The 21,442-nt window shown below is 46.6% G+C and carries 19 protein-coding genes; 10 read left to right on the top strand and 9 right to left on the bottom strand.

Translation table 11 applies throughout. The features are described from left to right. The first annotated feature begins 191 nt into the window (after window positions 1-191). The 3 genes from VJL_RS02695 to VJL_RS02685 all read left to right on the top strand — a co-directional run bounded on the left by VJL_RS02695 (window position 192) and on the right by VJL_RS02685 (window position 4,148). Window positions 192-2,645 (top strand): beta-N-acetylhexosaminidase, encoded by a 2,454-nt coding sequence (locus tag VJL_RS02695; RefSeq protein WP_038875505.1) that lies wholly within the window; start codon window positions 192-194, stop codon window positions 2,643-2,645. 79 nt (window positions 2,646-2,724) lie between these two features. Continuing rightward, the gene (locus tag VJL_RS02690) at window positions 2,725-3,771 is read left to right on the top strand and encodes a lactonase family protein (protein ID WP_038875503.1); all 1,047 of its coding nucleotides are present in this window, start codon (window positions 2,725-2,727) and stop codon (window positions 3,769-3,771) included. A gap of 14 nt (window positions 3,772-3,785) precedes the next feature. Continuing rightward, a complete protein-coding gene (locus VJL_RS02685; protein ID WP_005534602.1) occupies window positions 3,786-4,148 on the top strand; it encodes a RidA family protein in 363 nt (120 codons plus the stop codon). Window positions 4,149-4,246: 98 nt separating this feature from the next. On the opposite strand, the gene VJL_RS02680 is transcribed toward VJL_RS02685, so the two are convergent. Next, on the bottom strand, window positions 4,247-5,038 hold the full coding sequence (locus tag VJL_RS02680; RefSeq protein ID WP_038875500.1) for a PhzF family phenazine biosynthesis protein: 792 nt from the start codon (window positions 5,036-5,038) through the stop codon (window positions 4,247-4,249). A 189-nt stretch (window positions 5,039-5,227) separates the two neighbouring features. On the opposite strand from VJL_RS02680, the gene VJL_RS02675 reads away from it, so the two are divergent. Beyond that, entirely contained in the window at window positions 5,228-5,761 is a 534-nt protein-coding gene (locus tag VJL_RS02675) for a YbhB/YbcL family Raf kinase inhibitor-like protein (protein ID WP_005435484.1), read from the top strand. 37 nt (window positions 5,762-5,798) lie between these two features. Then, window positions 5,799-6,581, top strand: coding sequence for a helix-turn-helix transcriptional regulator (locus VJL_RS02670; protein WP_038875498.1), 783 nt, complete (start codon window positions 5,799-5,801; stop codon window positions 6,579-6,581). 16 nt (window positions 6,582-6,597) lie between these two features. Here the strand turns inward: VJL_RS02670 and VJL_RS02665 are convergent, their stop codons facing one another. The 4 genes from VJL_RS02665 to VJL_RS30185 form a co-directional block, all read right to left on the bottom strand. After that, on the bottom strand, window positions 6,598-6,816 hold the full coding sequence (locus VJL_RS02665) for a hypothetical protein (RefSeq protein WP_038875496.1): 219 nt from the start codon (window positions 6,814-6,816) through the stop codon (window positions 6,598-6,600). Window positions 6,817-6,970: 154 nt separating this feature from the next. After that, window positions 6,971-8,026, bottom strand: coding sequence for an ACR3 family arsenite efflux transporter (gene arsB, locus VJL_RS02660; RefSeq protein WP_038875493.1), 1,056 nt, complete (start codon window positions 8,024-8,026; stop codon window positions 6,971-6,973). Between the two features lie 86 nt (window positions 8,027-8,112). Continuing rightward, window positions 8,113-8,454, bottom strand: a complete 342-nt coding sequence (locus VJL_RS02655; protein WP_009706198.1) for an ArsR/SmtB family transcription factor — start codon at window positions 8,452-8,454, stop codon at window positions 8,113-8,115. A 228-nt stretch (window positions 8,455-8,682) separates the two neighbouring features. Further along, a complete protein-coding gene (locus VJL_RS30185; protein WP_009706196.1) occupies window positions 8,683-8,814 on the bottom strand; it encodes a hypothetical protein in 132 nt (43 codons plus the stop codon). Between the two features lie 227 nt (window positions 8,815-9,041). On the opposite strand from VJL_RS30185, the gene VJL_RS02650 reads away from it, so the two are divergent. Further along, the gene (locus VJL_RS02650) at window positions 9,042-10,814 is read left to right on the top strand and encodes an SgrR family transcriptional regulator (RefSeq protein WP_038875490.1); all 1,773 of its coding nucleotides are present in this window, start codon (window positions 9,042-9,044) and stop codon (window positions 10,812-10,814) included. 9 nt (window positions 10,815-10,823) lie between these two features. On the opposite strand, the gene VJL_RS02645 is transcribed toward VJL_RS02650, so the two are convergent. Next, the gene (locus tag VJL_RS02645; RefSeq protein WP_038875487.1) at window positions 10,824-11,699 is read right to left on the bottom strand and encodes a LysR family transcriptional regulator; all 876 of its coding nucleotides are present in this window, start codon (window positions 11,697-11,699) and stop codon (window positions 10,824-10,826) included. 128 nt (window positions 11,700-11,827) lie between these two features. Here VJL_RS02645 and VJL_RS02640 point away from each other — a divergent pair, with 128 nt between their 5' ends. Continuing rightward, the gene (locus tag VJL_RS02640; protein WP_038875484.1) at window positions 11,828-12,796 is read left to right on the top strand and encodes an aldo/keto reductase; all 969 of its coding nucleotides are present in this window, start codon (window positions 11,828-11,830) and stop codon (window positions 12,794-12,796) included. A gap of 9 nt (window positions 12,797-12,805) precedes the next feature. After that, window positions 12,806-13,192, top strand: a complete 387-nt coding sequence (locus VJL_RS02635) for a GlcG/HbpS family heme-binding protein (protein ID WP_038875481.1) — start codon at window positions 12,806-12,808, stop codon at window positions 13,190-13,192. A gap of 237 nt (window positions 13,193-13,429) precedes the next feature. Here VJL_RS02635 and manA read toward each other — a convergent pair whose 3' ends face one another. From manA to mngA, 3 genes are all read right to left on the bottom strand, one after another. Then, window positions 13,430-14,623, bottom strand: coding sequence for a mannose-6-phosphate isomerase, class I (manA, locus tag VJL_RS02630; protein ID WP_038875478.1), 1,194 nt, complete (start codon window positions 14,621-14,623; stop codon window positions 13,430-13,432). A gap of 115 nt (window positions 14,624-14,738) precedes the next feature. After that, the gene (gene mngB, locus VJL_RS02625) at window positions 14,739-17,393 is read right to left on the bottom strand and encodes a mannosylglycerate hydrolase (RefSeq protein WP_038875475.1); all 2,655 of its coding nucleotides are present in this window, start codon (window positions 17,391-17,393) and stop codon (window positions 14,739-14,741) included. A gap of 156 nt (window positions 17,394-17,549) precedes the next feature. After that, the gene (gene mngA / locus VJL_RS02620; RefSeq protein WP_038875518.1) at window positions 17,550-19,484 is read right to left on the bottom strand and encodes a PTS 2-O-a-mannosyl-D-glycerate transporter subunit IIABC; all 1,935 of its coding nucleotides are present in this window, start codon (window positions 19,482-19,484) and stop codon (window positions 17,550-17,552) included. A gap of 313 nt (window positions 19,485-19,797) precedes the next feature. On the opposite strand from mngA, the gene VJL_RS02615 reads away from it, so the two are divergent. Then, window positions 19,798-20,517, top strand: a complete 720-nt coding sequence (locus tag VJL_RS02615) for a GntR family transcriptional regulator (protein WP_020194774.1) — start codon at window positions 19,798-19,800, stop codon at window positions 20,515-20,517. A gap of 475 nt (window positions 20,518-20,992) precedes the next feature. Continuing rightward, window positions 20,993-21,436 (top strand): PTS sugar transporter subunit IIA, encoded by a 444-nt coding sequence (locus tag VJL_RS02610; RefSeq protein ID WP_005425097.1) that lies wholly within the window; start codon window positions 20,993-20,995, stop codon window positions 21,434-21,436. Window positions 21,437-21,442 lie beyond the last annotated feature (6 nt).

The raw sequence follows: 21,442 nt of genomic DNA, 5'->3' as shown, positions 1-21,442 counted from the left end.
CGATAACGCAGTAGAAATGACCAACAAACGCTGCCCAAAGGGTTCGGCTAAAATCGTTTTATGCTTTGTTAAGGAGTATTTGCTTAGAATGACTAGGCGGCACACTCCTTGCCGCGCCTAAAACGATTTTATCTCGAACAAAATTTAACCGCGAAAGATCAACAGACCCTAGTAACAATAGGATGGCGCGGATGAACAAAGGTACATTAGCACTACTCATTTCAGGCTTAAGCACAATTCCAACGGCAGCGATGGCGATGACTCCCAACACCGATCTTAACCTAATGCCTTACCCACAAAATGTAGAGTTGGGGCAGGGTAAAATCACACTGGATAAATCCTTCAGCATTTACATCAAAGGCTACGATTCCCCGCGCGTGCAGTTCAATGCTAAGCGCACCATGGATCGTCTATATCGCCAAACCGGCTTACCAATGTTGAACTGGCATGCTGAGTCGGAAAAAGACGCGACTCTGGTGATTGATATTCGTAATGCGCCTAAGTCCGAGGTGCAAGACATTCACAGTGATGAATCGTACCAACTTGAATCACGTAATGGACAAATCATCATTCGTTCCGAACGCCCTTACGGTGCTTTCCATGGTTTAGAAACCTTCTTGCAGCTAGTGACTACGGATGCAACTGGGTACTTTGTGCCTGCTGTGTCGATTCAAGATGAGCCACGTTTTCCTTGGCGCGGTGTTTCTTACGATACATCCCGTCATTTTATCGAACTCGATGTGATTCTTCGTCAACTCGATGCGATGGCATCAGCAAAAATGAACGTCTTCCATTGGCATATTTGGGATGACCAAGCGATTCGTATCCAGCTCGATAACTACCAAAAGCTTTGGCAAGACACCGCAGATGGTGATTACTACACCAAAGATGAAATCCGCCATGTGGTGAATTACGCGCGCAACCTTGGCATTCGAGTTATCCCTGAAATTTCTTTGCCGGGACATGCTTCGGCAGTGGCGCACGCTTACCCTGAATTAATGTCTGGTATGGGTGAGCAATCTTATCCGCACCAACGTGGCTGGGGTGTGTTTGAGCCGTTAATGGACCCGACCAATCCTGAACTCTACAAGATGCTGGCGAGCGTGTTTGACGAAGTGGTTGAGCTCTTCCCAGATGAGTACTTCCATATCGGCGGGGATGAACCAAATTACCAACAGTGGAAAGACAACCCGAAGATTCAGAAATTCATCAAAGACAACAATCTGGATGGAGAGCGTGGTCTGCAATCGTATCTGAACACCAAGGTTGAACAGATGCTGGAAGCACGTGGCAAGAAGATGACAGGTTGGGATGAAATCTGGCACAAAGACCTTCCAACCTCGATTGTGATTCAAAGTTGGCAAGGGCACGACAGTATCGGTAGAGCAGCAAAAGAGGGCTACCAAGGTATTCTCTCAACAGGCTATTACCTAGACCAGCCACAACCAACCAGTTACCACTACCGCAATGATCCAATGCCGAAAGGAATCACGGTTGATGATCAACTTCATCAAGGTGAGAAATTCGCGACTTATGACTGGGTGAAACCACGCAACAAAGGTGGTCCACGTACAGGTAATCTAACCATTATAGAAGCGACAGACGGTAGCTACCGTGCGTTTACCGATTACAACGGTAAGTCTCGCGAAGAGGTGTTCATCATCGAGTACGTGCCGGGTGTGAAGTTTAAAGGGCACTTCGATAACTTTATGTCTTACACCGAATTCAACTATGACTTCGCGGATGGCAAGTTGAAAGACACCAGTTACCAATTGATTGGCAATGTTCGTTGGCCTGCGACTGGAGAATTGGTCGCGAGCAGCGACATGGCAGGGAGTGTCATTCCTAAGCCGAATGGCGGCTATCCGGCTGAACTGACCGAGAAAGAACAACAGTTAATTTTAGGTGGAGAAATCACCATTTGGGGTGAGAACCTCGATTCAATGACCATCGAGCAACGTTTATGGCCCAGAAGCTACGCGATTGCTGAGCGCCTATGGTCGAGCCAAGACCTGACCGATGAGCGCAGCATGTACAAGCGCATGAAGGTGATGGATACATGGTCTGAGATCTCGCTTGGTCTACGCCATCACGCCGATGCCAATATGATGCTAAAACGTCTTGCCAATGGTGCGGGCGAAACGCCGCTACAAACGTTAGCGAAGTACATCGAGCCGGCTCAATATTACGCTCGTCATTGGGAGAAATGGATCTCTACGCCAATTGAAGGTGATTTATACAATCAGTATGAGCGACTAAACCGCTTTGCGGATGCATTGCCAGTAGAAAGCCTAGCAGTGTACGAGATGAAAGATTTGGTCGCAGCTTATGCTCTAGGTGATAAAACCGCGTTGGATGCGTTAGCGATGCATTATCAAAGCGTTAAGTTAGCGGCGCAGCAAGCCAAACCTATTTTCGCGGCCAACGTGGCGTCGGTAGAAACGGTGCCAGTTGCAGAAGCCGCAATCAAAGTTGCCGATTTAGGTTTAACCTTGATTGAGCTCGCCAAGCAGGGCAGTGACATTAGCCAATCTGACGCTGAAGCGTATCAACGCATCATCAATGAAAATGCGATTATTTTTGATGAAACGATTGTCGCCATCGTAGTACCAACCGAGCAGTTGCTTCACACTTTAACCGATTGATAACTAAAAGGGATTGCCGTCTGGTAACGCAGGCGGCATCTTATCGGTTAAGCACTCTTTTATCTCCTAAAGGTTTCCCATGATAGTAAATGGTCACTTACATTTTTATGTAGGCACCTATACCGATTCACCAAGCCAAAGTCAGGGCATTGTGTGTGTTTCTCTCGATACTGCTACTGGCGCATTAACGCTCACCAATGAACATGTTCCAGAAGCGGTGAAAACGGTTCGTAACCCTTCTTACCTTGCGCTCAAAGGAGAGGGTTTATATACCTTTAATGAAGTCAATCGCTTGGAAGGTGCAGAGCTGATATTTGCTGAAAAAACAGACAGCTATGGATTGCCAATTGAAGGTGACTACCCTTGCCATATCGACATTAAAGAACAGCTACTCGCTGTTGCAAACTACGGTTCCGGCAATGTAAGTGTTTACCAACTTGATGAGCAAGGTAAACCTTTGAAATCTATTGCAGAATTGTATGTAGAAGGCAATGGACCGAATATTGACCGTCAAACTTCGCCTCACGCCCACCAAGTCACTTTTCTAAAACACTCCGCTCAATTGGCTGCGGTCGATTTAGGTACAGACTGTGTTCATCTCTATGACTACGACAATTATGGTGAGACAGTTAAGTTTTCACTTTCTCAAAGTATCGCTGTGCCTGCTGGTTCTGGGCCTCGTCATTTGGTCTTCACTCGTGATGAGTCTGTCGCGTACGTTGTTTGCGAATTGTCTGAAACGCTGGTGGTACTCCGTAAGCAAAGCGGGCAGTGGAATCTGACTCAGCAAGTTAAACTGCTAGCCGATGAAGAGAACAAAGAAGCGGCGTCTGCTATTCGTCTCTCTGCGGATGAGCGCTTTGTCTATGTCTCATGCCGTGCGCAAAATCTGATCAGTACATTTGATGTAACGAGTGATATTCCGGTTCAAATTGCCGCGTCCGATTGTGGCGGTGCGTTTCCAAGAGATTTCGTTTTATCCCGTGACGGGCAGTGGATGCTCGTTGCTAATCAACATTCACATAATGTCGCTAGCTTTCATAGGAATCAGGAAACTGGCGTTATCACTCCAACCGGATACTCATGCGACATCGGTGCGCCTGTGTGTTTGGTTGAGAAGTCGTAATTAAGAGAAATAACATGACAATTCATCGTATTAATCCATGCAAACGTTGGTCTGATGTAACGGTGTTCAACGGTATTGCCAACTTTGTTGAGGTGGCAGAAGCTGACACTACTGCGGATATGAAAGGGCAAGTACAACAGATTTTCGACCAAGCCGAGCAAATGCTAGCCAGTGTTGATAGCGACAAGTCGCGCATTCTATCTGTGACGATTTACGTGACGGATTTTGCTAACTTCGATGCCCTTAACGAAGTATGGGATGCGTGGTTCCCTGAAGGCTGTGCACCAAGCCGTGCTTGCGTCAAAGTTGAATTGGCGAACCCTGAACTGTTGGTAGAAATGGCGTTTGTTGCTGCTGCGGGTGAGAAGTTCCAGTAGTTCGACATCTCTCTACTTAAACCATCAAGCCCAGCGTTATATAGCTCAATAACGCCGGGCTTTGTTCTATTGGCTAATGCTAAAGACAAGCTAAAGGGCTATACAAAAATCTTACCTTTCATGTAAAGCACGCCGTCGCCAGATACTCTTACTTGTTTGCCAGTAACTTCACAGTGCAAAATGCCTCCACGCTGAGAAGCTTGATAAGCAACCAGTGATGTTTTGCCTAATTCTTCTGCCCAGAATGGTGCTAATCCAGCGTGAATCGAGCCGGTTACCGGGTCTTCGTCACCACCATTTGCAGGCCAAAAGTAACGTGATACAAAGTCTTGTTGATTGCCTTTCGCAGTAACGACCACATCGTGAGGAGCGAGTGTCTTGAGGTGCTCAGAAAGGTACTGAACCTCAATTACCTCCTGCTGGCTGTCGACCACCACGAAGTAAGCTTGGGGGCTAAGCAGTACGTGTTCCACATCGCAACTTAAGCCTTCAATTAATGCCGAGGGAATATCAGAAACGGCTTTTGGAGGACGAGCAGGGAACGTCATTTCAATCTTACCTTGCGCATTCTTCTCTACGGTGAGGGTTCCTACTTCCAGAGTATGAAACTCAATCGTGCCACTAATGCCAAGCTCATCAAACAGCACTAACGACGAGGCCAGTGTGGCGTGTCCACAAAAGTCGATTTCAGTAATCGGAGAGAACCAACGAATCTCATATTGGTTTGTGCCAATGGATTTTAGAAAGGCTGTTTCCGACAAGTTGTTTTCTGCCGCGATATTTTGCATCAACTCTGGAGCAAGCCATTCCTCTAACGGTACCACTGCTGCAGAGTTGCCTTTGAATTGCGTATCGGTGAAGGCGTCCACCACGTAGATATCCAGTTCCATTTACGCTTCCTTGTTTGCTTTTGGGCTAATCAGCATAAACCAAATAAGTCGCTGATAAGCGCAAATTTAAAAATATCACGAAAAGTATCACCGATTGGCTTAAAATGAACGCTTTTGATACTTAATGATGGGTTGCTGTTTCTTTTGGGGCATACACTTATCCCGAACTTAAGAAATAGGAGCATCATCATGAAAGCAATCACTACATCGGTTTTGGCGTTAAGCTTATTGGCAGTGGGTTCAGCTCAAGCATTTGAGTTAACCAGTAAAGACATCCAAGAAGGTCATCCTATGGCGAAGACCTTCGAATACAACAGCTGGGGCTGTAATGGTGGCAACCAATCTCCACAATTGATGTGGAAGGATGCGCCGGCAGGAACTAAGAGCTTTGCAATCACGGCTTATGACCCTGATGCACCTACTGGCAGTGGTTTCTGGCACTGGGTTGCGTTTAATATTCCAGCTTCAGTTAGCGAACTGCCACGCGCAGTGAACATTGAAAAATTGGGCGGTAAAGAGTCGCGTATTGACTACGGAACAGTTGGTTTTGGTGGCGTTTGCCCACCAGAAGCAGACGGCATGCACCGCTACCAATTTACGGTTTGGGCATTGCCAACAGAGAAACTAAATCTAGATGAAAACACGCCGGCTGCTGTGGTTGGTTTTACCCTTAACAGCATGGCACTAGACAAAGCAAAACTTACGGCGACGTACACACGTTAAGCCGTAATGGGTAGATGATAGAAAACGAGGGGAATAGATGAGCCATCAATATCGAGTCACGTTGTTTCGTGCCGAGCAGTTACAGAAACTGCGTAATGTGAAGATCCATTCCCCAAGTATCATTCAGATCATCACGGGCAGTAAGCGTCTTTTCTGGAAAGAATCGGCGCTGGATCTTTCCCATTCTGAGTTGCTGCTTTGTGAGGCTTCCGCATCGCTGAGTTTTGAGAACTTACCGCAAAAAGGTAAGTTTCTCTCTAGAATGTTCAGCTTTCATTGTTTGCCGTCAGAAGCAATGCTTGAACTGAGTGTAAGCATTGACGGTGGTGAAGAAAAGCCGACATTAGCAGCCGATAAAGCCTTGGAAGACACGCTCAATGCTTTGTTCTCGTTTGACCAACAAACCATGAGCAAAGAGACCCAAACCTTCTGGGTAATGGGGTTGTATCAACAACTTGCTGAGCGTGGTGTGTTGCATCACTTGTTTGCGAGTGCGAACACAACATTCAGCCAGAAGCTGAGCCGTTATTTGTCGCATTCTCCGGGAGAGGAACACCTATTAGAGTTGGTGGCTGAACGTTTTGCCATGAGCCGTGCGACCATGATTCGCAAGCTCAAGCAAGAAGGCACTCAGTATCGGGAAGTGCTGGCGGAAGTACGCTTAAATCATGCCTTGTATTTGATGCAGAATGGCCATTACAACGTCGCGCTGTTGGCTCAGTCTTGCGGCTATCAATCCGAGGGGCGTTTTAGCCAGCGTTTTAAAGGTAAATTCGGCCTAACACCGAGTGATTACATCAAAACGGTGGTCGTCAATTAATGTGTCCTGAATAAAACTAAGCGCGTTTTACTGAGCTTAATGTGCTCGAAGACTTAGAATCCGCAATCGCAAGATCGGACAAGAGTTGTTGCAGTAGTTCTGCTGCATGAACGTTCGCGCGCACTTTGTCGACATCGGTCAAAGTTGTGCTGTCTTCCTCTTCTAGACACTTAATCGTCTGTTGTGAAAGCTTGAGAACAGCATGCCACTTCAGTTTTTTATATTCTAAATTCATTACTCAAACTCCTATATGAATTTCTAATTTAAAACATTGTTCAAAACTTTGGGTTAGCAAATTGGATTTTGTTGATCTCATCATGCCTAGCATGGAAAACAAAAAGCGCCCGTCGCTTTAACGACGGGCGCTTTCAAGTCACTATAACCTTTGGTTATTTGTAGTATTTCTTTTTCATTTTGAGCGCGACGTTCACCAAAGCAATCAATACAGGCACTTCGATCAGTGGACCAATGACACCAGCAAAAGCTTGGTCTGAATTTAGGCCAAACACCGCGATAGAAACCGCAATTGCCAATTCAAAGTTGTTGCCTGTTGCCGTGAAAGCAATCGATGCGTTTTTGTCGTAGTCGATGCCCATTTTCTTACCAACGAAGAAGCTGACAAAGAACATCAACACAAAGTAGATAGCCAGTGGAATTGCTACACGGAATACATCCATTGGCAGTTCAAGAATCATCTCACCTTTCAAGCTGAACATCAGTACGATGGTCGCAAGCAGGGCGATAAGCGTAATTGGTGAAATGCGTGGGATGAACACGTCGTTGTACCATTGCTCACCTTTCGCAGCAACCAGCCATTTGCGGCTCAGGAAGCCCGCTAGGAATGGAATACCAAGGTAAATAAGAACGCTTTCCGCGATGTCCATCATCGAGATATCAACCACGAAACCTTCGTAACCAAAGACTGGTGGCAATACAGTGATGAACAACCATGCCATCACACTGTAAGTCACGATTTGGAAAGCGCTGTTTAGTGCAACTAGGGCTGCGCCGTATTCTTTGTTACCGCCACCGATATCGTTCCATACCAATACCATCGCAATACAACGAGCAAGACCGATCAGAATGATACCAACCATGTAACCCGGATGATCACCTAGGAAAGTCAATGCAAGGATGAACATCAAAATAGGGCCGACAATCCAGTTCATGACCAAAGACAGCGTGATCGCTTTTCTGTCTTTAGTGACGGTACCTAATAGGTTGTAATTTACTTTTGCCAGAGGCGGGTACATCATTAAAATCAAACCAATCGCTAGTGGGATGTTTGTGCTGCCCACTGACATTGATTCATTCCATTCAGCAACCTGCGGAAAAGCAGCGCCAATACCTACACCGATTGCCATTGCAACAAAAATCCACACCGTTAGGTAACGGTCCAAGAAGCTCATTTTGTCGCTGGCACTATTTAAAACTTGAGTAGTCATAGTGGTCTCTTTATTCGTTTATCGTCGAAAGGCGATAGTTAAAGGTATAGTTTATCTCTGCACGCCTGACCAGCGTGCAAAGGGAATTAATCAAATAACTTGGAAAATCCTAGATTGAACTGATCAAACGCGTCGCGTTGAATGCGGTAACACACCTTAGGTGGGTTTGGCTCGGCGCTGATAAAGCCAGCTTGCTTTAGAATACGCAAGTGCTCGGAAACAGTAGATTGCGCAAGACCCAGTTCAGAAACCAAATCACTGTTCAAACAACCGCCCATGGTATCGAGCGTGTGCAGGATATGCAGAATGCGCAAACGTGCTGGATGTGACAAAGCTTTTGCTTGTGCTGCTAGAGTTTGTTCTTTCTCGAGCTGTTGTTGTGTTGTCTGAAAAACAACTTCGCACGTGTCGTTGCACTTATCACTCATTCGCTGGCCTTAATAGTTAATCGTCGAATTGCGATAAATTTTACGCCTGAAGAGCTAAGGATGCAACTACAGAATCGAAACTAAGTAAAAACGCAAGGCAAGTATGAATAATTTGCGGGGTTTAATTGCAAAGCTAGGTCATTGGCTTGAGGAAAAAGAAAAGCAGAACTTAAAGATACAACGAAGTGGGGGTGTAGTATCAGGAGCTAAGTTCTGCTTAAGGTTCGTTTACCAGTTGAAGAAATCGTTCATTGTTACCAGAGCCATTACCTCAAGCTTGTTGTCTGAATGCGCAACGCGCTCTCGGAAATAGGTTGCCATTGTAGGCATGTCTTTTGCTGATCGAATTTGGAATCGCATAGTGTTTCCTCCTTGTTGCTGACAGGGTCAGTATGCGAAGAAAAGAGGAGCTGAAAAAGAGAGTAGATTTCTGTGGTTTATTCCTAGTTAGCCCCAGAAGGTGCGCTAACTCACCGATTTTTGCATTAGTGAGGGTAAAAAGGGGAACAAAGTGTTTGGAAGTTTTCTTATTTTCTCTCGAATAAGTTGAGTAAAATAAACCTATATCCACTTTTTGAGGGCGCGCGGTGTCTGATCTCAACTTGTTCCGCTACTACCAACGACTCACACCATTTGGCGTGGGAAGTGAAGCCAAAACCACATTGCAGGAAGTCGCTGACTTGCTGTTCACTTCTCCTCGCCATGCACGCAGCTTACTGTCGCAAATGCAGGAGCAAGCATGGTTGAGTTGGCTACCAAAGGCGGGACGAAATCAACGTTCAACGTTATTGCTGAACATCGAGTTGAGTGCATTAAAAGAAAGCCTCGCACTGGAGCGAATCAAGCTGGGTAAATACGAAAAAGCGTTGGCGATTCTCGATGAAGATGAAGCGGCATTTGGACGTTTGCTCAAAACGACTTCGGGGGCATCTGTTCAAGAAGGTCGACTCAACATTCAGCTTACCTACAAACGTGTGTTTGAGCGTATTGTTCCTCATCAACTGCATCGCAGCAGTGAGCGCTTCTTCTTGCGTCAAATCTACTGTTGTTTGGTATCGAGTGACTACAACGGAGTGGTGAAGCCAGAGCTTGCTCATCATTGGCGTTATGACGAGAAAAGCTACGAATGGACCTTTTACCTGCGCCCGGGCTTAACCTTTCACAATGGTGCACCGATTGATGCCGATACCGTTGTTAGCCTGTTTGCCAAACTCAGTTCTCTTGAGTTGTATGAGAAAGAGTTAGCTCATGTCGATAACATTACCGCGCCAAATCCACTCAAGGTTGTGTTTACCCTCAGCAAGCCAGATTTGGGTTTTGCTGGGCTTATTTCTGGCGTGAAGTACGGCATCCAACCCGTTAGCCAAGTGAACGTCGCCAATAACAATTTGGTCGTTGGCAGTGGTCCTTTCTCTGTGATTGAACACAGTGCTCATCGATTAAAACTGCAAGCTTTTGATGGCTATTACGCCTGTCGAGTACTGACCGACATGGTGACAATCTGGATCGTCAATGATGAGAAAATGGAGAACCCATCCCTAGCCGCAAATATACCGCCGAAACAGATCGAGAAAGCGGACGACGAGCTTGCCGACAGCATGTGCGGGCACTACATGTCGACACAAGATGCCGAGCCTGCCCCGGCGAGTCAGCACAGTCGCACCGAGGACGGCTGCTTGTTCGCCTTGTTTAATCAACATGCCAAGTATCCTCTGTCTCAAGCGCAGCGTCGTTATATCGCCGAGTTGATTCAACCGGAGCGACTTGCCGATGTGATGCGCAAAGAAAAGATCGTGTTTGGCAGCGTACCTGCTTACAACATGTTGCCAACGTGGAAGCCCGTACTAAGACCGTTTGGTGAAGAAAGCAAACTGCCTAAACATATCACCATCGCGGGGTACAACTACACGGCATTGAGACGATGTGCGCGTGCAATTGCTAACCTACTTGAAGGGACAGGAAGCAAAGTCGGCATTGTGATGTATTCCTACCGAGAGCTAAGCGAAAAAGCCAAAAACGGCACGCTAGATGAAACCTTGGTGGTGACGAACATCAACTTGGATGACAACCGCCATGCATCGGCGTTTACCAACTTTTTTAGCAATACCGTGTTGCACCACACCTTGGGTGAAGAGAATGCGACTTGGTTGGATGAGCAACTAGAGAAAGTGCGCGCGTATACCTCGCTAGAAGGTTACCTCAGAGCGCTTGAACCTATTGCTTCCACACTCGTCAGCGAATACTGGATTGCACCTATGTTCCACCATACGCAAACTTTGCGCTTCCAAGGTGTGTTAGAAGACGTGGCTTTAACCAACTGGGGTTGGCCAGATATTCGCTCGGTGTGGTCAGCGGATTAACTGCCTTAGTTATTTAGCAAAGTGCTGCTTCACGAATTCAATGAAGGCTTTGGTTTTCGCCGATTGATAGATGAGTTGCGGATACACCAAGTAAACCGCGTTGTGCTGGTGGTCAGTTTCTTCAGATAGAACCTGCACTAGTCGGCCATTTTCAACGTCTTGCTCGACAAAGTAACTTGCTAATCGAGCGATGCCATTGCCAGACAGAGCTGATTCTTTGAGTAAGCGGTTTTCATTGCTAGAAAGCCAACCTTGGGTTTGAACCGTTCCCGTTCTTAAAGGCCATTCTTTTTGATGCAATGTGGTTAAGCATTGATGCTGTTTTAAATCCGCTAACGTCTCCGGCGTGCCTTTTTCTCGCAGATACTCAGGAGAAGTAACCAGCCAGTGGTAGTAGTCCAAAAGGTGATGCGCAATCATATTCTCGGGCGGGGTTCTTGTCGCTCGAAACGCAAAGTCGACGCTGGTTTCCGTCAGATTAAACGCTTGATAGCTAGAAAGGATCTCGAACTCTACGTTTGGATGTAGAGCGCGAAACGCCACACATAAATCATGCAGTACCGCTTCAGCAAACATCTTGGGAGCGGTAAGCCGAATCAGGCCGTCTATTTGCTCAGATTGCTGACTTAGACTCTTTTCCATTTCCATTACGCGGCGTTTGAGATCTTCTGCTTGTGCAAAGATCGACTCACCCTCTGCCGTCAATCTCACGCTGCGTGTGGTTCGAACAATCAAAGGCGTGGCGAGTTCCGATTCCAATCGCTTGATTTGTTCTGACAGGTAACTTTTAGAAATGCCAAGTTGCTCCGCTGCCCTAGAAAAGTTGAGTGTTTGAGCCACTTCGGCAAACAGCATCAGTTTTTCAATTCTTTTGTAATCTGTCATCTCGATTGTTCGCTAACGAGGATAATGAATTCGATTTTACGGTATTAAACTAATTTTTACGAACGGTAAGATGGTTCGAGTTAATTTCAGAAATTGAAAATGCAGAAATCGGAAAAGTGAGAACAACGATGAACAATCCAACACTACCGCTCGCCAAAACCTTACCTAACGTTAGCCGCTTGGTCTTCGGCTGCATGGGGCTTGGAGGGGAGTGGAATCGCAACCCATTAACCGCCCAAGATGAAAACCAAGCTTATGCCGCTGTAGAGGCAGCATTAGAGGTAGGCATTAATCTCTTTGATCATGCGGATATCTACAAATTCGGTAAGGCAGAAGAAGTATTTGGGCGCATCTTAGCCAATGACTCAACGTTACGAGAACGAATTTATCTGCAATCCAAGTGCGGCATCCGTCTAGGAGATGAGCAAGGTGTTAAGCAGTATGACTTCTCTGCTAAATGGGTGACGGCTTCTGTTGAGGGCATTCTTGAGCGCCTTGGCGTGGAGAATCTTGATGTTTTGATGCTGCATCGTCCTGATCCTTTGGTTGAGTTTGAAGAACTTGGCACAGCGTTACAAGCCCTGAAACAAGCTGGCAAAGTTAACCACTTCGGTGTCTCTAATATGAACAGTGCTCAAATTGATCTTCTCCAACAAGCAACGGGCGAAGTTATTGTGGCAAACCAGTTAGAAATGAGTCTGGCTAAGTCTGACTTCATCAAGCAAGGCATGGGGCTTCCTTCGTCGGCATCTGATTACGTTGCAGGAACACTGGAACATGCCCGTAAGCACAATATCCAACTGCAAGCGTGGGGCAGTATGGCGCAGGGAAGATTCTCAGAGCGTGGCTTACATTCTGATGATCACAACACCAGACAGACGGCGGAGATGGTGATGGCGCTAGCAGCTGAATATGGCGTGTCGTCCGAGGCGATTGTTTTAGCCTTCTTGACGCGTCATCCAAATCAAATACAGCCTGTTATTGGTACCGCAAACCCACAGCGTATTCGCGCTTGTGCTCAAGTAGAGAACGTCACGCTATCACGCAGCCATTGGTATGGATTGTTCGAGAAAACCCTTGGCCATGAGATTCCTTAGGAGAGAAAAATGAAATACGTACAAGTTCAAACTCTGATTCAAACGGCATTGGAAATTGCTGCTGCTCGTAAGCAAAACATTGCGGTTGCCGTGGTTGATACGCATGGCGAATTGCTCGGTTTTGCCCGAATGGATGATGTGAGCGTGCAAGCAGGTTTGTTGGCACAAAACAAAGCCTACACCTCGGCTAGAGACCGTCAGCATAGTGGCAATTTGGGCGCTTGGGCTCGTGAAACAGGTAAGCAGTTGAGTTATTGGACTGACCCAAAGATCACGGGCTTTATGGGCGGAGTACCAGTAGAACAAGAAGGGAAAGTCGTCGGTGCAATTGGTATCAGTGGTTTAGCAGAGCAAGACGATGAAGCGCTTGCGATGGAAGTATTAAAAGCGCTGTAAACAAAAAATCCCACCAATGCTCTTCGCTAGACATTGGTGGGGATGGTCAAAATGATGGAGTTGACCACGAATATCAACGGTAAATGCCTGCTCGCCTTCGAAAAGCGTCATCGAAGTGGAGCGTGACAAGGTGGTTATTGCTGACCACTGACAAAATCAGCGCAAACCTAGGTTAGGAGCGTGCTTACTGGATAACAGAAAGCCGCTATCCAATAAGCTGTCAGTTCATTTTGCCAATCAGTTAAAGGCGCGAGCAAAGGTTCCGTGACCTTGGCAAACGTACTTTACTGAGTTGCTGCAGACGAATACCGATTCACCCGCTTTCAAAGTGATGTGATCGTCTTGGCTAGAAACCGAGATTTCCCCTTCGGTACAAAACAAAATCTCTGCGCTGCGCACGAATTGAGTGGTTGCTGTACCTTCAACGACCATCACTTCAAAACCGAAATCATCCACCGGAATAGGGTAACTAAGCTTGCCTTGTTTATGTACTGGCGCGAGCTTTATCTGCTCTGGGTCAATTGCATTGAAGATGGTGTTGTCGATAAGCTCAGGAACGTCGATGTACTTAGGTGTTAAGCCAGCGCGCAACACGTTGTCTGAGTTCGCCATGATCTCCAAACCTGTCCCTTGAACGTATGCGTGTGGCGTTTCAGCATGGAGGAACATCGCTTCGCCCGGAGCCAGTTCAATCGTGTTCAACATCAATGGCGAAAACAGACCAATATCGTCCGCGTAATGCTGACGGAAGTCTTGAATATAGCCATAAGCTTCTCGTGCCATAGTGGTTTTTGCAGGGCGCTCTAGGCTTGCGTAAAGCTCATTCAAAGCCTGCTGTTTGCGCTCGTCTTCTAACGACATAATTGCAGAGAAGAACACTTTAAGACCTTCACTGTTTGGTGTGGCTTTCAGTGCGTTGATTTCTGTCTCTAGAGTAGAGATGTTCGCTTGCTCAAACAGAGATAAGATCTGTTCAATTGGGCGGAAGCCGTTCATCGCTTTGTAAAATGTCAGCGCGTAAACCAGCTCCGGTTTATGGTTTGGATCTTTGTAGTTACGGTTTGCAGCATTAAGCGGGATACCTTGTTCGTTTTCACGAGCAAAGCCAATTTCCGCTTTGTGCTTACTAGGGTGTACTTGGATAGACAGCGGTGTTTCAGCGGCAAGTACTTTAAATAGGAACGGCAGCTCACCAAAACGTGCAGCAGTGTAATCACCCAGCGATTGCGTTTTGTTTTGGTTGATGACTTCTGACAGCAGTTGTTTGGTGTCAGCAAGTTTTGAACAGCCGTTTGGATGAGCTCCCATCCAGATTTCTGCTTGTGGTTCGTTCGCTGGATTGTCGATGCCGAATAAATCATGGATCGAGGTGTGGCTGCCCCAAGCGTAGTTTTGAATCACATTGTCCAGTTTGAATAGAGCGTGTTGCATGGCGATATTCTCTTGATTGGAACGAAAGAAGAGGAGAGGCTTGCTCCACAATTAGAGCAAGCCTGAGTCGGTTTGGACGGGTTATCTAGTTGATGACCTTATCCTGATAACCGGATTAGAACTTCACTTGGAAAGACTTAACCTGACACGGTTTCAGCGTGCCGAACGATGCTGCGTCTACCTCATTTGGTAGCACTTTCTCGTCTAGCTGTGTTTCTTTCCATGACGTTACTTCTGAAGCAAACGTCACTGTGTCGTTAATCACTTCGCTCTCTGATGGGTTGTAGACGCGCAGGATGAGTGCATCCTCGTCTTCCGCCTTCTTCAGTACGCTCAGTACCGCGCCTTCAAGCGATTTGTTTAGCAAGCTGTGCGTTAACGGTAGGTTTTGCTCGCCTACGTTCAGCTTCATCGCGTTGTAAGGGATCTTGTTGTAGCACTGGATTGGAGTCACGTTGTCACGCGCCGCTGCCATTACGTTTGCTTCGATGTGGTTGCCCGCGAAACCGAATAGTGCGAACTCACAAACGATCTTGCCGCGTACTTGTGAATCTGGCGTCGGGATCTTGATACCAGATGGACGACCCGGACGAAGCAACAACTCTTCTTTACCCAATACGCCGATACCACGCAGAAGGGTTAGGGCGAATGTGTCACGCTCTTCATTGCCTTGGCTTGAAATCACTTCAAACTCACGCAGACCGTTGCTCATTAGCGCCATACCACCTTGTGCGTTCTCAACCGCAGCAAAGTTCATTAGCTGGTAAACCGGCACTGGTGCTTCTTTCCAGCCGTCTGCTTCCCAGTTCGCCATTTCTGGATCGTTCGTTGGACGAGTGATCAAACCGAACTGGTTGTCTGCTACTACGGTTTCAGACACAAACGGCGTTGGTACTAATACGCGAACGCGGTGGTCGTCTGCTTGGTTGTCCAGCTCCATGCGAACTTCAATACGGCGTGTACCTTGCTTTAGAACCACTTGGCAGTTCACGTCTAGGTAACCGTTTTGACCTGTGCGCTCTTCACGTTGTTGTAGGTTCTCTGGCAAGTTCATGCGCAGCTTGATGGTTGCCACAGATTGGAAACCTTCGTACTTCACATTCACTTCTGCGTCGAATTCGTCTGAGTACAGCAGCCACTCTTTACGAGAAGGTGAGTAGTCGTATTCGTCGCCATCGTCAGAGCCATCTTCAATGCGCAGCGCTTGCTCGTAAAGGTGCTCTGTCTCTTTGTCGAAGATGTTCAGAGTGCCGTTTGCGTTGACGTTGATGCGGTAGAATTCGTTCTCTAGCAGGCTATTTTCATATGAGAAAGCTTTCTGCTCTGCCACTTTTTGTGTGCGTTTCTCATTCGCTTGAATGTGTAGGGTAGTGAAGCCCATCGCTGGCACAGTATGCTTGATTTGAATGTCGTATTCGATGAACGGGTCGTAGTTACCGTAGTGAACGATTTGACGGTCAATCTTACCTGGGTCGATCACGCGTTGATCTTGGATGAAGTACTCAACTGGCGTGCCGTTTTCATCAAACAGGTTGAACTGTTCTGCACGGATAGTGATGGTGGTGTTTACCACTTCTTCACGAGCATATGGCGATAGGTTGAATAGTGCTAGCTTGTCACAACCTTCGCGCGCTGGCATGTGGTCAACAATCTTACGTTTGTAGAAGTTGATCAGGTTGGTCGCCATATCGTCCGCAAGGATGTAACGGTTCAAGATCTCTGCGTGTACCTTGTCTGAACAGCAGCAGCCAATCGAGTCGTGAGCGTGGTTCTTCATGCTCTCTTTCCACATCTTCTCGATTAGACCGTGGTGGTATTCAAAGCCCAGTGTCCATGCGATAGACGCTAATGGCTCAAGAATGTTTACGATCTTGTTTTCTACTTCGGCGTGGATAAGTTTGATGTCCATACGCGTTGAAGAAATAGTACGGTGAACACGCATGTATTTACCGTCGTTGAACTCGCCTTTGATGGTATCAAGCTGAACGCGCTCGGCTTCAATACGCTCGAACACTTCTTCAAAGCGGCTCATTTTGAATTCTTTGTCTGGGTAGATTTCACGTAGCTTATCCATCACCTCGAAGATGTCTTTTTGGATAGGCATTTGGTCGTGACCGTTTGGTAGCAGGATGTCTTTGGTTACCGACGGTTTTTCTAGCACTGGGAAGTACTTATCTAGACGTGCGCGCAGACCTTCTTCGTCTTGCGGTAGGTATTTACCAATCGCGTAGCCCAGTGGCAGTACTTGCGCAGAGACTTCACTGCCATCGTTTGATTGCCACAAGAATTCGGTTTTATCTGTGCCGTGACGCTCTGAACAACCGCGCCAGAACATGGCGCGATTGATGCCAAAACCGTTGTAGATAGCTGGCAGCTGAGAGCTCATAGAGAATGAATCTGGTAGGTAACCAATCTTCATTGGCTCGCCTAGCGCTAGACAGTCGCGCAATCCGTAAAGCATGTTACGTACGATAGATTCGCCAGATACTTGCATCGTATCCGTTTGAGAGTACCAAGGACCAACAATCAGTTTGCCAGCTTGTACTAGCTCACGTACGCGCTCTTTATTTTCTGGCTTGATTGCGAAGTAATCTTCCAGAACTGCGGTTTGACCGTCTAGAACGTAGTATTTGTAGTCTGGATCGTTTTCCAGACGAGTCATGATTTCTTCCATGTTGTTCACTAGCAGAATGCGAGACTCTTCTGTAGTGAAGTACCATTCACGATCCCAGTGCATGTGAGGAGTAATATGAACGCGAGATGTAGTCATAACTTTTACCGTCTTAGGCAATAATTGCCGTTAATTTGTTTTAAATTTGATTGTTTTCTATTCGTTTTTGCGGCGTTTATGCTTGCCGACGAATATTTAGGGCGCAGAAATCCCACGCCCAAAGTTTGTGTTGAGCGAATCTATGAGTGATTCGGGTTATGGCTGAGCAGCAGCCTCAGTGACAAATTTGCCCTTTTTTACTGCGTGTGCTCGCCACATGATGAGAGTGATGGTCGAGATAGTTGCACCAATCAGCGCAGCGCCAAACCAGATTGCCGCAGCAGTGAATGCGCCCAGACCTGCATCGTGTAGTAGGAAGATTGAGAAGATACCAGCCCCCGGAGTCGATAGACCTACGCCAGCAGCACCCACCATTGCGCCTGTTACGACAGAGCCAAGTAGGAATGAGCCAATAACTCGGATTGGGTCTTCGATAGCCATTGGAATCGCACCTTCAGTGATGCCCGCTAGACCAAGTAACCAAGTCGATTTACCCGTCTCGATTTCAAAATCTTTAAACAGGCGAGGTGCAAGCATGGTTGAAGCCGTTACCGTGAAAGCTGAGACCATTTTCACCGAACCGAAGATAGCGTATGGACCGTATACACCGTTTGCCATTGCGCCCAGACAGAATGCGTAAGCGGCTTTGTTAACTGGACCACCAAGGTCGAACGATACGAATAAACCAATTACTGCACCTAGAAGTAGGGCATTGGTGCCAGACATGCCGTTTAGCCAGTCAGTCAAACCTTGGTTTAGCCAAGCAACAGGTTTACCGATAACGAACAGCATCAATGAGCCAGCAACCAAAGTACCGATAACCGGGTATAGGTAGAAGGTTAGGAAGCCGTTGAACGCAGGGTTTAAACGTACGTTTTCTTTTACCCAACGCATGACGTAACCAGCAATCAAACCACCGACAACACCACCAAGGAAGCCAGAGCCGATAAGGTTCGCTGCAATACCTGCGGCAAAGCCTGGACCAAGCGCTGGTTTATCTGCCAATGAGTAAGCGGTGTATGCCGCCAGTACAGGAACCATCAATGTACCCAGTAGACCACCACCTAGCTTGCGGTACATCCACAACCAAGAGCCTTCTTCTGCATACAAATCTTGTAGGTTGAACATTTGTGCCAATAGCACGGCAACAGCAAGTACGGTACCGCCAGCAACGATAAGAGGAACTGCGTAGGAGATACCTGATAGCAGTGCTTGTTTTAGTTCAGTTTTAAGTGGTAGCTTCTTCGGTTTGTCGTTGGTTGCAACTGCAGCGTCTGCGCTTCTACCTGCTTTGCCTGCTTCAACTGCTTCGTTAAGAATGCGCTCAGAGTGTTTGATCGGCTCAGCAACTGGCACTTCTACACGAGGAATACCGTCAAAACGCTCTAACTCTTTGATTGCCACTTCAGCTGCGAAAACGACCGCTGTTGCACTGTTGAGCTGTTCAGCAGTCAGGCGATCTTCAATACCGTTTGCGCCTTGCTTTTCAACATGCACGTTGTAACCCAGCTTCTTACCTGTCTTCTCTAGGTATTCTGCTGCCATGTAAGTGTGCGCAATACCCGCAGGGCAAGCCGTCACACAAACGATGGTTGGTGCATTTGTATCTAATTGGTCTTGTTTTTCTTCTTGCTCTGCTTGACCATCAAGCAAAGCGAAAATTTGTTCTACATTTGTAGCATTTAACACTGCTTCACGAACATCGTCATCCACTAGCGTTGTGGTCAGTTCGGTCAGCAGGTGCATGTGTGTTGAACCTGCTTCCGCATTTGGAATTGCGATTAGGAAGATCAGGTTTACGTCTTCGTCTTCATCCAGACCTTGCCACTTTAAGTCTTGTTTTAGTGTGGCTACGGCAAATGCCGCCTCTTTTACTGCATCTGTCTTACCGTGCGGTACTGCCAAGCCTTCGCCTAGCGCCGTCGGGCCTTGCTCTTCACGAGCAAACACTGCTTGTAGGTATTCTTCCTTGTTATGCAGTTTGCCTTGCTGGTCTAGCTGGTCGGCAAGTGCACGAATCGCTGCGTCACGACTTTCGAACGTCGTTTGTAGGTTTATCAGCGATGGGTTTGTAAGAGAGGTTAATTTCATAACTTTTGTCCCATTGTCACATTCGACATTGTTGTGCATTCAACAATGATGTGAATAATACCTTTTAAATACAAATGATCCGTGATCAGGATCGCAGTTGAATTAAAATATGTATTACTGTTGTATTGTTTTGGCTTGTTTTTGTATGCCGATATGCGAACAAGTGCTTGTCATGTTGACCTGAATTCGTATTATAGAGCCCATAAACCAAGTCTTTCTTGCAATGATAGTTCACTCCAGTGTGCTCGGTTCTTGAGTTGTCTCAAACAAGTTCACTTGAATGGTCATTTGTATTGTTTTTATAGAGGTAAACATGGCAAGACTGCCAATGTATCGCCAGATTGCGGATGCGATTCGCGAGAAGATCAGCGATGGCGAATACAAAGTAGGAACCGCTCTTCCTACCGAAGCTCAGTTACGCGAAGAATTTTCTTGTAGCCGAGTCACGGTTCGCCAAGCGTTAAAATTGCTGATTGAAAATGGTGAACTGGAGAGTGTGCAAGGTAGTGGTACCTATGTGAAAGAGAACAAGGTTAACTACGATATTTACCAGCAGACCAGCTTTGCAGAGAAGTGGGCGCACCTAAATGCAGTGACGCACAGTGATGTGGTCGCGTTCGAGATTACCAAAGCATCGCTCACGATGGCTGATGCGCTGAACATTAATGAAGATGACAAAGTCTTTTACGTGAAACGTGTTCGTTACCTTGATGACAACCCAATCACGGTAGAAGAAACTTGGCTGCCGACAGACATGTTCCCAGACCTCACCTACCAAGTGATGCAAGGTTCTAAGTACCACTTTATCGAGAAAGAGAAGGGCATGGTGATTGATCGCAGTGAGCAAGAAATCATCCCGGTATTGCCACCGCAAGACATTGCAGAGTTGCTAGATATTGATCCGGCCGAGCCGATCATTGAAAAGCGCACGCGTGGTTTCTTACAAGGAGATGTGGTGTTTGAATATAGCCGCAACTACTTTAAATCGACTGACTACAAGTTTACGCTGGTGGCAAAACGTCATAAGTCGTAAGCGCGATACTACGCATTTCATTTTAAACCCGCCACTCGGCGGGTTTTTTGTGTCTTTACTCTTCCGGCCTTCTGTTCGCTCTATGCTGAAACTAAGCAACGTTTCGATTTCTTTTAACAAACAAGTGTGATGATTATCCCTGTTTGAAACTCACTAGCGCCGAATTAGTGGAAAATGAAGTTTGAATTTAATCACGATAAATGGCGAGTCAAGAGTCGTAATGTGATCAAGATATATTATTGCGAATTTCTAGAAATGTTTGGATAGGTGCGGAGGTTCAAATTATGCCTATTGACATGTTGCTGAAAGAAAATTTGTTGCTAACTTTCTTCATCTATTTTTGAGCTACGTTCATTAAAACAAATTGACAGCCATTTAATTGTGATTTGTTGCACAAAAGAGGCGTGCTTGCGCGGTTCTACGACTCTTATTGATAATTAACCCATCGATACCGAACTGTTGATAGGGTTTAAAAATGCTGTATGAATTAATCGACCACGAACTAGTAGATGTTATTAATGACCGCGCTTACCAATGGCAAGACGCAGTTAAAAAGACAACGCAATACCTAGAAGACAAAGGTTACGTTTCTCAGCAATACGCGGATGCCATCATCCAATCGACCGAAGAAAATGGTCCTTACTATGTGTTGTGTCCTGGACTGGCGATGCCACATGCTCGCCCAGAAACCGGTGTCCTAAAAACGGGCTTGGGCATTCATATTTTCCCTTCACCAGTTGATTTTGGTTCGGACCTTGGTCCTGCCAACATTCTTATTACCCTAGCTGCAAAAGACTCTGATACCCACATTGAGGTGATTCAAGCGCTGAGCGAGATGTTTGTGGACGAAGAGAACATTGCAAAACTGGCACAAGCTTCATCTAAGGAACAAGTGCTAGACATAATAAAAGCATACTAAAAGGAA

It is taken from the genome of Vibrio jasicida CAIM 1864 = LMG 25398 (assembly GCF_000400365.1).
GTDB lineage: Bacteria > Pseudomonadota > Gammaproteobacteria > Enterobacterales > Vibrionaceae > Vibrio > Vibrio jasicida.
This window is presented reverse-complemented; position numbering and strand designations above follow the sequence as displayed.